Source organism: Clostridium beijerinckii (genome assembly GCF_008705175.1).
GTDB classification, from domain to species: Bacteria; Bacillota; Clostridia; order Clostridiales; family Clostridiaceae; genus Clostridium; species Clostridium beijerinckii.
Genome location: NZ_CP043998.1, coordinates 3,626,627 through 3,638,949 on the forward strand (window position 1 = coordinate 3,626,627; position 12,323 = coordinate 3,638,949).

At 29.7% G+C, this 12,323-nt stretch carries 9 protein-coding genes; 1 reads left to right on the forward strand and 8 read right to left on the reverse strand.

The window, feature by feature from the left end; genetic code table 11:
• Positions 1-114 precede the first annotated feature (114 nt).
• The gene (locus F3K33_RS16230; protein WP_039773563.1) at positions 115-3,402 is read right to left on the reverse strand and encodes a coiled-coil domain-containing protein; all 3,288 of its coding nucleotides are present in this window, start codon (positions 3,400-3,402) and stop codon (positions 115-117) included.
• Positions 3,403-3,570: 168 nt separating this feature from the next.
• Positions 3,571-4,590, reverse strand: coding sequence for a rod shape-determining protein (locus F3K33_RS16235; RefSeq protein ID WP_039773562.1), 1,020 nt, complete (start codon positions 4,588-4,590; stop codon positions 3,571-3,573).
• Between the two features lie 530 nt (positions 4,591-5,120).
• Here F3K33_RS16235 and F3K33_RS16240 point away from each other — a divergent pair.
• The gene (locus F3K33_RS16240; RefSeq protein ID WP_039773561.1) at positions 5,121-6,380 is read left to right on the forward strand and encodes a helix-turn-helix domain-containing protein; all 1,260 of its coding nucleotides are present in this window, start codon (positions 5,121-5,123) and stop codon (positions 6,378-6,380) included.
• 219 nt (positions 6,381-6,599) lie between these two features.
• On the opposite strand, the gene F3K33_RS16245 is transcribed toward F3K33_RS16240, so the two are convergent.
• The 6 genes from F3K33_RS16245 to F3K33_RS16270 form a co-directional block, all read right to left on the reverse strand.
• Entirely contained in the window at positions 6,600-7,352 is a 753-nt protein-coding gene (locus F3K33_RS16245; protein WP_039773560.1) for a phage antirepressor KilAC domain-containing protein, read from the reverse strand.
• Positions 7,353-7,377: 25 nt separating this feature from the next.
• A complete protein-coding gene (locus F3K33_RS16250) occupies positions 7,378-7,620 on the reverse strand; it encodes an AbrB/MazE/SpoVT family DNA-binding domain-containing protein (RefSeq protein ID WP_039773558.1) in 243 nt (80 codons plus the stop codon).
• Positions 7,621-8,393: 773 nt separating this feature from the next.
• The gene (locus F3K33_RS16255) at positions 8,394-9,107 is read right to left on the reverse strand and encodes an ATP-binding protein (RefSeq protein WP_243141294.1); all 714 of its coding nucleotides are present in this window, start codon (positions 9,105-9,107) and stop codon (positions 8,394-8,396) included.
• Positions 9,070-10,056, reverse strand: a complete 987-nt coding sequence (locus F3K33_RS26815; RefSeq protein WP_039773557.1) for a putative phage replisome organizer — start codon at positions 10,054-10,056, stop codon at positions 9,070-9,072. The genes F3K33_RS16255 and F3K33_RS26815 overlap by 38 nt, the downstream gene beginning before the upstream one ends.
• Positions 10,057-10,313: 257 nt before the next feature.
• Positions 10,314-11,084, reverse strand: a complete 771-nt coding sequence (locus F3K33_RS16265; RefSeq protein ID WP_039773556.1) for a phage-derived integrase/recombinase RecT — start codon at positions 11,082-11,084, stop codon at positions 10,314-10,316.
• 59 nt (positions 11,085-11,143) lie between these two features.
• Positions 11,144-12,058 (reverse strand): YqaJ viral recombinase family nuclease, encoded by a 915-nt coding sequence (locus tag F3K33_RS16270; protein ID WP_039773554.1) that lies wholly within the window; start codon positions 12,056-12,058, stop codon positions 11,144-11,146.
• Positions 12,059-12,323: the final 265 nt, after the last annotated feature.

Consider the following 12,323-nt stretch of genomic DNA (forward strand, 5'->3'; position numbering starts at 1 on the left):
TACATACCACGAACTTGTCTTAGAAAAATACAAAAGTAATTAGATTCAAACTGTATGACTCCAAATCTATATTTATTATAAGCCAAATAAATGAATTCGCTATCCTTATTCTGACTATCCAATTGCCCTAAATTCAGCGTTATTTATATCCGGATATTCTGAATTTATTTTAACCAAATCATTTTCGAGTAAGTTAACTTTATTTTTCAAAACGCTGATTAGGTTATTTTTATCTTTTATTTTTTCTTTAGTTTTGTTTTGAATTTCATTTAATACATCTATCTTTTGCTGCAATTCTGAAAATAAAGCACTTTCCTCCTTAAAGTATTGGCTTTGTTTTGCTTCTTCAACTAATAATTTTTCCATATTTATCATGTTCATTTCATTTACAAGCTTTGAAGATTGTCCCTTCCACATATCTAAACTAAATATGCTTTTTAAGGTTCCTACCTTGTTTTTAGTTTCATCTATTTCTTTTTGAACCATTTCCAATTTATTTATAGTGCTGCTATACTCCGCATATGAATTTAGATATACTTTTTTATCAGAGCTTAACACAATATCTTTAAATTTATAATTATATTTTGCATGTTCTTCCCATAATGTATTAATAGCTCTAGACACTTGTTCTGATTTAGCAGCAAGTTCATCTCTTTCTTTTGTATAATTATTTAAGATATTTTCCTGCAATCTTTTTTGTATGGTAATTTTATCGAAATTCCCTTTTTCTCTTTTCCATAATTCAATCATAGTATCATAGTTATCAAAGTTTATTTTTGTTTTTTCTATAGCTACATTAGTAATTATGGTTTGCATTATAAATAAAGGTACTAACTCTAATTGCTGTTTTTTATGTTGAGTAAGCAAAAATCCTCCATTTACAATAAAAAGTATTACCATAAAAGGCCCGCTGAAAAAGCTTAATAATGATGAAGCCCCAGTATATACCCCATATGAAAAAGTTGTTCCTAGTAAATGTGAAATTCCGAAAATTATACTTGAAACTGCACTAAATGCTGAAAATCCCCCAACAGTTATAGTAGTAGATAAAAATACAAAGGGAGCTGATCTTATAGCTGCTTTAACTGTACTTTCAGAAGTGCTTTTTAAATGTAACTCGTCATAAATTTCTTTTTTAGCTTTTTCACTTAACCTTTGAAAATTATTATAAATGTTATCAATTAATTCCTGCTGTACTTTTATATCTCCACTGTCATATTTATTTTTAAAATCCTCTAGTACTTTTTCTAAATAATATGTACCTATGGCTTCTAACTTTGAACCTCCACTTTTGAAATCTTTTTTTCCTTCTAATATTGAATATCCTGCATTTACTATTTCATCTAAAGTTTCAACAAAACTTCTTCTTTCATAAATGTTTTTATATTCAATATCAGTTAATTTAATTAATCTATAATAAATTTTTAATCTTACTTCCTCATCTGATAAATGATTCAATTCCCGCGCTTTTTTATGTATAAATTCCATGAACTTATCTTCATTAGATTGTGATAGTAATTCCTTAGACTTACTAATTAAAATTGAGGAAATATTGGTCTTCGTAAGCATTGTATATAAAATTCTAAGCTGCTCTCCTTCTAATCCTAAAAAGCCTCTATAAAATGCTACATGTTTACCTTCCTTAATGCTCTTCTCTTTTAATACCTTCTTGAAGGTTCTGATTCTTTCATTAGTTTCTCTCACGCCCTCACTATATTCATTTAAATTATTATGAAAGCTCTTATCCTCTTCAACTAATTTTTCCTTAACATCTGTCTTTTGAATATTTAATAATCTTTCTTGTTCTTTATCATAGGAATACTCACTTTTTTCTAGAACGTCTTGATACTCCCTGGTTAATTCAAAAGAATTTTTATAAGCTTGTCTTAATTTTTCTATCCCTTCATGCAGTTCTTTTTCTTTTCTCTTTAACTCTTCATCTCTCTTTATAGCTTCAATTTTAGCTGTTTCTTCTATTTCTTTAAGTTGTCTTTTTAGTTCAAAGTTCTCTTTTTCAACCTTAATAAGCTTTTCTTCCTTATTTTTAAGTGATGCATTTGATTCATTACGCTCTTTACGTAATATTTCAATCTTTTCAGCATTAGCTTTATAAGCTTCTTTTATATTTTCTAGTTCTTTATCCTTTTCAAGAATCGTATTAGTTAATATTCTATCACGATTTTCTAAATAACCTTTTTCACTTTGCAAATCATCTATACTTATTTTAAGTAAATTTATTTCTTTAGACTGTTGCCTTAACTCATCTACTTTTGCTCTTAGTTCATTTATTTCATTTTCTTTTGAATGTATTTCTTGTCTAATATTATTTAATTCTTCTTTTTCTTTTAAATATGTATCTTCTTTACTTTTTAACTCATTAATTTTGTCATCTAAGTCCCTTTGGTGCTGCTCCTTAATTCTTTTTAACTCAATATCATATTCTTTGATCCCTTTAGTTAAAATAGAATCCATTGATTCTAGTTTTTCTTTTTCAGCTTTTATTTTTTCAATTTCCTTTTGTAATTCTAATTTATCCTTAGATTCTTCTTTGAAATCATCTATCTTACTTTTTAATTCTGCTATTTCATTATTCTTTATTAAAATTTCATTCTTAACTGCTACTAATTCAGCCTCATTAGAAGCTTTTTCAGATTCTCTATGTTCCTTTTTAAATTTCTCAATTTTTTCTTGGAGCTCAATTTTATATTTCTTTTTTATATTCTCTATTTCTTTATCATGCTCTTTAATCTTCTTTTCTAATAACTCATCTTTTTCTTTTAATTCAAGTCTTTCTACATTTATATCATCTATTTCTTTGTTTAACTTAAATAACTGATCAGCCTTATCCTTCTCTGAATCCTTAAGATGCTTTATCTTTAATTTCAATTCAAATATTTTCTTATTCTTTTCTGAAATCTTCTTTTTTACCTCAGTTAATTCTTTTTTTTCATTATTAAAATTATTTGGATTTATAAACTTGATTTTACTACTATCAATAGAACTTTTATTTTTTATATCTTGAAGATACCAGATAAGAATGTTATGCATAATCTCTAAAAGTTCAGTGGGCGTCCTTTTTGTTTCTTCTTCTATTACAGCCTCAGGATGAAGTACATAATTCCCATTAAGTCTTATAATATTAAATTCTCTATACACTTTTGAGAACTTTACTTCAGAAACAGTTATGAGTTCCCCCATTATTCCATAATAAGTTCCACTATTATCTGTACTTTTGTAAAATTCATTCCTGACTTTTATTAAAACAGTTTCCGCTATTGATCTTAAACACATAATTGTTGCATCAGGAAAACTTTGATATACAAATTCCGCCTTCTTTAAATTTTCGTAGCATTCTTCTATATCTGTCCCCTTTACATATTCAAAATTACTTTCTCTCGTCATAAGTACGTCTCCCCTAAATGCTTGATACTTTTTCCTTTACTTATATATATTTTACACACACTATTGATTTTCCTCTTTACACACCGCAATTTTCAAACCTAATATAATTCCTCTCATGACGAATTTCCATTTATAAAATAGTTAAACTCAATTTATTCTTAAAGTATTTTACTTATCCATTCTTCTTTCACTAATCTTTTCGAAGAATTCCAACGACTTACCAATACCTAGTACAACACAATCTAATGGGGATTCATTTATGTGTACTGGCATATGAGTAACATTGCTAATTAGAATGTCCAGCCCATCTAATAATGCTCCACCACCAGCAAGCATTATTCCGTTTTCCATTATATCTGATAATAATTCAGGCGGGGTCTTCTCCACTGTTCTTTTGATAGTACTTATAATAGCTGCCACTGGTTCTGCCAAAGCCTCTATAATTTGTGTCTCTGTTACAGAAATAGTTTTAGGAAGACCTGATATCAAATCTCTACCCTTTATCTCCATACTCTTTTCTCGATCAGCAGTTTTGAACGCTGAACCTAAGGTCATCTTAATAGCCTCAGCAGTCCTTTCTCCAATAAATAGATCGCATTCTTTTTTGATATAGCTAATAATTGCTTGGTCCATTTCATCACCTGCTATTCTTAGAGAATTACTTGTAACTATTCCATCTATAGATATTACCGCAACCTCAGTAGTGCCACCGCCTATATCAACTATCATACTTCCCTTTGGCTCATCTACTGGAAGTCCCGCTCCAATTGCAGCAGCCATGGCTTCTTCCATCAAAACAACTTCTCTTGCTCCAGCCTGCTTAGTAGCATCGTCTATTGCCATTTTTTCTACTTCTGTAACTCCAGATGGGTAACATGCAATTATCCTTGGAGATACAAAGGCACTTTTATTTATTATTTTTTGAATAAACATTTTTATCATGGTTTGAGTTACATCAAAATCTGAAATCACACCATCTTTTAAAGGTCTAATAACAACTATATTTCCAGGAGTTCTACCTATCATTTTTTTTGCTTCTTCCCCAACTGCTATAACCTTCTTTGTACCACTGTTAATTGCTACAACTGAAGGCTCTCTTAAAACTATACCTTTTCCTTTTAAATAAACTAAAGTATTTGCCGTTCCTAAATCTATTCCTATATCTTTCGATATTCTAAATAAACCCATATATGGTCTCCTTCCAAATTTACAAGATGTCTTTTTCTTTTAAACTTATATCTAATGTTTTTTTCCAGTAATACTATAGTATAGCATATCTATAGCTAATAACTTATTGCATTACTTAAGTCTGTGAGTGACTCTAATATCACAATAGCTTTGAAATGAATCTATAAAAATTAAACCTTGCAAGATTTAATTGTAAATACAAGAATATTACTTGTTCAATAATCTACTATGCTTATAATAATTCTCATTTAAATTTATTTCTTATATGGATATAAGCTAATTTCAGCGTTTCTATTTTATAATTTTTCAACAAATTTCTTTTATATTTTTTTCATATTTTTTTAGTTTTTTTCATACTTTTTATTATTTATATTATATAATTATTATATTTAGCTTCCCTTTGTAGCTATTGTTAATTAAAGGTATTCAAGCTTAATTTAAAATTTTTCTCACTTAACATGCCAATAATCTTTAATCTATTATGAAAAACAACTTTATTTAGGTTTGTTAATGATGCTAAGGAGTTAATTATGACTAATAAATTAGAAAATATTCTAGAAAAAGAAGATATACAATTTGTATGTGACATAATGTCTAAAACTTTCATGTTACCTATTCATTTCTTAGACAAAAATGGAGATGTTTTATTTGAATCCGCGGAAAGATTTGTACATAATCCTGTATTTCCATGTAAGACCGATGTATTCAATAGTTTAATTGAGAATAATGAGATTTATAATTTTCCTATTTTAAAAATTAATAGCTTCTATGAAACTTTTTTTTATATCTCAATAAAAGACTATAAAAGCTTTATAGGTACCTTCATAGTAGGTCCATCTTTATCATCTAATCTTACATTAGAAACTATTGACGAATTAATTTCTGATTTTAACCTTCCAATTACATATAAAAAGAAATTTTTCAATTACTATAATCAACTTCCTGTGGTAAACACTAGTACATTATTAAACTTCAGCTTGGTGTTATATTACTCCATATATAAAACCAAGCTTGATATAGATACCATAAAGGAAAAAAATTCTACATTAGAACATAACATCCCTCAAATGCACAATCTTTTGAACTTAACTTTGTCTGAAACTCGTAAGAATAATACGTTCCATATTCCTTATAAGTATGAGCAATTATTGTTTCTTCTTATTAAAGAAGGTGACCAAAATAAGCTATTAGATTTCCTGTACAGTCCGCCAAGTGGAGAAAAGGGAACTTTATCAAAACGAAGCCCTTTACGCCATTTTAAAAACGAATTTATATATGCTTGTACAATAGCCTATCGTGCTGCTATTGATGGTGGCGTTAATTCTGAAGTTGCTTATGCTCTTAGTGTTCAATATACACAACATATGGAAGAGTTAAAAAACGTTCAAGATGTTCAAGATTTAAGATTGAAAATGTTTTTAGATTTTACAAACATGTCTTATATTGCTAAAAATAAACCACGATATTCAAAATATATAACTAAATGTCAAAACTTTATTTTCAGCCATATATATGAAGATATTACACTTTCACAATTGTCAAAAGCCGTTAATTTGAATCCTAATTATCTATCAGGATTGTTTAAGAAAGAAGTAGGAATGACAATAAGTAACTATATTCAAAAAGAACGGATTGAAGAGGCAAAGAAATTATTGATTTTAACTGATAATTCCTTATCTGAAATATGTACACTTCTGAATTTTGGAGCTCAAAGCTACTTTTCAACCATTTTTAAAAGGTTCACAGGAGTTACTCCAAAAGAATATAGACATTTGAATAAAATAACTTAAGTGCTAATTAAACTGAAACTCATAAAAAATGCTATTGTAGGTCTAATACAAACCATGCAACAGCATTTTTTATACTATTAGTTCAAAGTGATTAACAGTACATAAAGCAAATTTCTTGCAATAATAAAAATTAGAAATTAGAAGTTCCATTTCAACTCCAATCTTAACAATACCAGATTACTAATTTTTAATATTCACTTAATTTCAATCAATATTTTATTACTCCCCAATTTTTCTTCTTATAAACTCTATTCCCTTTTGAAATACCATTGTCTTAATGTTTATCTTTGTCTCACCACTTGGTACTGTGTATTTTTGCTCCAATACTCTAAAATAACCCAAGTCTACAAACTGTTGGTAGGGAATATTGTTTTTATCCAAAACTTTCTTTTCTCTTAAGAGTGAGAATAAATTATTTCTTCCCATTCCTCTTATAGCAAGAACCTTTGCAACATGTCCCACTTCAATGCTATCTTTAGACCCTGTAACATCATCATAAAATTGTCCTTTAGGCTCTAATAGCTTTACCTTATTTTCAGCTTCAAGCCTTGCTTTTCTCTCTTCTTTTAACTTGGTCGCTGCAGCAATAAGTAAGTCAGGATTATCTAATAATTCATCTGTAGCATACATTCCTGTTTTCCGTATGCTAGGCAATACCTCATCAAAAATCCATGCTTCAAATTTCTCTGCTCCAGGTAATTCTGATTTGGCTGCTAACCTGTAAATATCTCCTTCAGGAATTACACTCATTTCTATATTTTGAATAACCTCTGTTCCATCTCTCCTCTTTCCAGTAACTACCCCTATGTCGTGTTTCACGACACCCTTGCAATGCCTTAAAATTGCATCTCTTGGGTTTTTATATCCCAAAGCTTTTGCTATATCAATCCCAACTGCATAATCCTTATTATTAATTTTTAACCATCTTATTTCTCCAAATCTTTCATCTTTAAAAATTCGTAAACTCTCCATTTTTGTTTATCCCCTTTTTATAGATTTAATCTTGACCTAACGCCTTTTTGCACTCACTACAGACAAGTGCATCTCTAAATTTTGAAATACCTTTATCATTTCCACAAAAGATGCAGCCTTTACTGTATTTCCTAACAACTACCTCATTATCAACCTTAATTATTTCCATAGAATCGCCATCATTAATTCCAAGTACCTTTCTTATTTCTTTTGGTATTACAATCCTTCCAAGTGGATCAAGCTTTCTCACTATTCCTGATGATTTCATTTTTACATTCTCCTCTACAAAATTATTTTCCTTTATATGATTAAATTATTTCTTGCATATCTCAAATTTTATATACTTACTAAGCCATCACAACCACAATATATTGAGATGATTTCTTGCCTTGAATTACTCTTGTCTTTTCTTCTAATATCTTTATTTTCTTTTCTAAAATTAGATTTCCAGGCACATGAGAGAAAATAATAAATCCAAAATGCCATGATTATTTTTCATCAGGCAATCTACTGATGTAGCATGATGGGAAATAGGCTTGGCAGATGGACTGATTATTTTTTTGAATGTGCCTTATAACCGAGCTTAATGTTCTCTCCAGTAAGCTTTATATTTTCATTGATAATTTCCTCAATGGCTTTTTTATCCATATCCTAAACCCTCCTTAAATTTTCTTAATTTCTAGTCAAAATTTTGACCTTTTTAACCCAATAATTGTTGTGTATTGAATTTATCTCAATCTATAATTATAGATAAGCATATTTACAAAGTTGCTAAAACTTTAAGTTCGTATCTTCACTAGAAATCATAAATATATTTGTGGAGAAAACATTTGAAAATGAGCTGTTAAAGGTTCTTAGCTGTAGGTTGTTCTATTTTAGCTTGTCAAACTGAAAGTTGGAGCATGCTAAAGTGGATACAACCTGCTGCTTAGAACCTTCAGCGATATTTTCATAGCTTTTCGGAATTAAAATATTTATGATTTCGGTAAGTTTCCACTTAAGTTTAGTTTTAAAGTGGGATATCTATATTTTGTGCTGAACTTATTTTAATCTATAGTTATTGTGTATATCTTTCTCAATTTCCACCACATAATCTTTACTCATCTCATAAATTCTTGAGCCAACAGCTTCATCAAAATTTAGTAATCTTTCAATGCTAAATTCACTGCTGACTATGATTGGCAGAAAATTCAAATATCTATAATTAATGATTTCAAAGACTATATTTATATCACTTTCATTGATCTTGCCCTTAAAGAGATCATCAATGAGTAAAACCTCACATAGCTTATACTTTGAGATAGTCTTAACATAATATTCTTGGTCAAGGATGTTTTGTTTTATCTTAGTAATTACATCTCTATAAGGCATGTACACAACTTTAATCTTCTGCTTTAACAAATTTAATCCAATTGCAACACTGAGATGAGTTTTGCCACTGCCTACCTGACCACAAAGTAGAATGCTATTTCTTCTGCTATTTCTAATTTCATCAAAATCAGTGCAATAAGCTGCTGATGTATCCTTTGCTCTTTGAGAAGCTCTATTCCACACCTTAAAATTAGCAAAAGTATGCTTTGTCATTTCAACATTAATTCCTGAATGCTTCCATTCATTTTTTACCTTCTCAATTTCTCTACACTCACAGCTAACTGCAAGGGGCTGCCTATTTTCTTGTGGAATAAGTACCCACCCAGTATCACAGCATTTATCACACTTATATGAGGCTTTCTTCAGCTTTTTTTCGCTGCTCACCAGTAAGGCTTCGTGGTTCCTTTGGTTTGAATCCTGCAAATTTGTTTTTATCTGGGTTACTATTCTTTCCATAGCTTCTATTGACATTTTTCTTTACCTCCTTGTCATCTGGATACCCTTCTCTTCTCCAATTTTTCAGTATGCCATCAATGTAAGTCATGTTAGGTTTATTAGCTTTTAATGCTATATCTATAGCCATCTTTACATATTCTTGACCATGCACCCCTATAGCTAACTTAAGTGCGCCTAAATTAAGAACATTAGGTATTCCAGCTATTAGTTCACAATACTTAGCAAGTTCAATAGATTTAGAATTTATATCATCTTCTTTCTTTATCTCTCTATCTTTATTATTCTCATTCTTAATCTTGTTCTTATTCTCTCTCTTATTCTGCACCGTTACAGTAACGTTACTTTTATCATCTGTAACGTTACAAGATTTTTTTGTAATGTCACACATATCATTTGTAACTTCAATGCTATATTCTTTACTTTCAGCACAGCTATGTTCTTCAATTTCAACACTAGTTTCTTCACTTTCATTAACTACAGCTTCAAGTTGTTTTTTCTTTTCTCTATAGTTTTGAACTCTTTTTCTATTTTGATCTCTAACTCTGTCCATTCCCTCAACATTTTGGTGTCTTTCCCAATTCACTATTCTAATTACGTTATTTTCAGCTATCTCAATCATTTGAAAATCTGATAACACTTTAAGTGCAAGTCTTATAGAAGCTAGAGGCCTTGAGAATATTGTAGATAACATTTCATCAGTATATGGGATATTCTCATTTAGATATATAAGTCCATTAGCATTAGTTTTGCCAGCTTGTATAAGTAATCTTATCCATAAATAATGAATAGTATCTCTCTCTGGCATTGCATCCACTAATTTCATCTTTTCATCATCATGCATGTTAGTAGATAACTTAATCCATTTAATATCTGACATGTTTCTCACTCTCCTCTAAAAGAAATAGTCTAAATTTTTTAATTCCATCCTTAAGGGTATTGATTCCATGGAAATACACACATCTATCTGATGTCTAGCCGTTCTAATACTCCCATATATTCTGATTGGAGCTACGAACGGCACGACCCCAGATAAGTTCAACTAAATTCATCTTAAATATAAAATTTAACATGAAAATTTTTACTTTATATATACTCTAAGTATTTTTAAATCCAAACTGTAAACCTCTCAATAATTTAATTTCCATTAATAAATTTATCTGTATTAATGTCTTCTAAATAAGCCCTTTGCATTTCAGCACTTAACCTTCCCCATTTTGAAAGCATATTTCTCATTACTGTTCTTTTAGCCATAGCTTTATAATCATTATTCCATCTTGGATCTCCCTTAAAGGAATTATTCCTAAATGCATCCATATTATCTTTGCTCCAATAAACATATTTTCTAAAGCCATTTACCATCTCAAAATATCCTGCATATCCTATAACTGCATCTGACTTTTTGGCTGAAACATCTATATCAAATTCTTCAGTTAATGGATTCCATGATTTTAGCTGCCCTTCATAAACTTCAATTACATTTATAGCTTTATACTCCCCTGTTCTAAGTAATAATTGAATATATCCCTTATATCCAAGCTGAAAATTTGATTTCTTTTTATAAGGAATAATCCAGACATACTCCAAATTTTTATCGATAGATAAATCTAAGGAAGCTGCAATCATACATGCATCAATTATTGATCTAGGCTCACATTCAATAAGCAGAGAACCCAAATCTGCGCTTTGGTGTGAATCGCTTGCTCCTAAGGCGTTAGGTACAGGAATTTCCTTAACTAAATTTATTATTGAATTTATATACTCAAAAGCTTTATCTTTTAAAACTTCTGTAAACTTTGACTTTATCTCATCACTATTTATTAAATTTTTGAATATAGTTTCTTGAACATTTACTGTGCTTTGCTCTTTTTCAATCAATTGATTTTTTAAACTGCTATTAGTTGCCATAAACACAACACCCTCTCTTTATTTAGATGAATAATTAGTTTAATATGTTTTATCATTAACTAACTTGAAATCTCCTTAATTTCAAATCTTCTGCTCATAGACTGTCTGCAAACTTCTTTATAAATCTCAGGATATTTTTCTTTTAAAACCTTACTATCTATCCTATTTGAAGTTACTCCCTTCCAAATTACTTGGAACTTTTCCACAATTCCTTTTTCAGCATTTCCAAGCTGATTTTTTAGATTGTTTTCTATAACTTTAAGAGATTCATCTAGAATCTTCATTTGATTTTTTATGTTTAAATATTCATTTATCTTGTCCTTATACTCTTCCTTCAAGTTAACTTCCAACGTCTTATCTATACTTTTAAAAGTCTTACTTAAATATTTACTAGCGGCTTCACTTCCATCAAGCTTTGGTGGAATTCTTTTTTGAACATGATTAAACCAAAAATCTTTTTCAGCTTCAACTATCATAGAAATTAATTCTTCATCACGTTTAATCTCTTTATACACAAACCTTTGTCCACCTATTAATGCCGCTATATAACAAGTATCAGCACCCAAGACCTCCATATAATGCTGACATTGAAGTATGTGACTAGGTGGAATTTCTTCACCAGCCCATTCCTTTGCTCTAAAGGCATTCACCGTTGTGCATTCCAGGAGTGAGTTTTCACCAACAATTCTTCTATCAATATTACCCATCATGAATTCATGAGTCTTATGAACTAACTGCCTTTTATCCTTCCTTACCTTCTTGCCACTCCTTATTGAAAATTCTCTAGCTACAACTTCCTCTAAGGTATTCCCAAAGTAAGATGATTCACCAGACTCCTTCACTTCTCTAATTTCTTCTGTCTTGTCCACATAAACTTCAAAAGGACTTTTCCACCTGTTAACTCCCATAATAGCTCCAACATCAGAACCTCCAATTCCCTTTTGCCTTTCCTTAAGCCATTGTAATTTATCCATTCCCTTCACCTCTCAATGAAACATTCTAAATTAAAATTAATTTCCACTAAAATCATCAAGTCTAATGATTTTATTTTCATCTACATGTTTAAAAATTTAAAAACTGTACATAACTATAATTAGTTGACTGTTCGTTCCACGCAACACTTAGCTTAAAAAATTAAACACCTTGTGAAGAAGCAGCTATACTGTAACTAAGATCAATTCACCTATGAAAAGATGCATAGCATAATAACAACTTTTCATCTTACAAAAGGTACTCCTA

What these genes read in the sequence shown, in the direction of transcription:
- F3K33_RS16230 (WP_039773563.1), bottom strand. Translation starts at nt 3,402, where the DNA reads ATGACGAGAGAAAGTAATTTTGAATATGTAAAGGGGACAGATATAGAA.
- F3K33_RS16245 (WP_039773560.1), bottom strand. Translation starts at nt 7,352, where the DNA reads ATGGAGAGTTTACGAATTTTTAAAGATGAAAGATTTGGAGAAATAAGA.
- F3K33_RS16235 (WP_039773562.1), bottom strand. Translation starts at nt 4,590, where the DNA reads ATGGGTTTATTTAGAATATCGAAAGATATAGGAATAGATTTAGGAACG.
- F3K33_RS16250 (WP_039773558.1), bottom strand. Translation starts at nt 7,620, where the DNA reads ATGAAATCATCAGGAATAGTGAGAAAGCTTGATCCACTTGGAAGGATT.
- F3K33_RS26815 (WP_039773557.1), bottom strand. Translation starts at nt 10,056, where the DNA reads ATGTCAGATATTAAATGGATTAAGTTATCTACTAACATGCATGATGAT.
- F3K33_RS16240 (WP_039773561.1), top strand. Translation starts at nt 5,121, where the DNA reads ATGACTAATAAATTAGAAAATATTCTAGAAAAAGAAGATATACAATTT.
- F3K33_RS16265 (WP_039773556.1), bottom strand. Translation starts at nt 11,084, where the DNA reads ATGGCAACTAATAGCAGTTTAAAAAATCAATTGATTGAAAAAGAGCAA.
- F3K33_RS16270 (WP_039773554.1), bottom strand. Translation starts at nt 12,058, where the DNA reads ATGGATAAATTACAATGGCTTAAGGAAAGGCAAAAGGGAATTGGAGGT.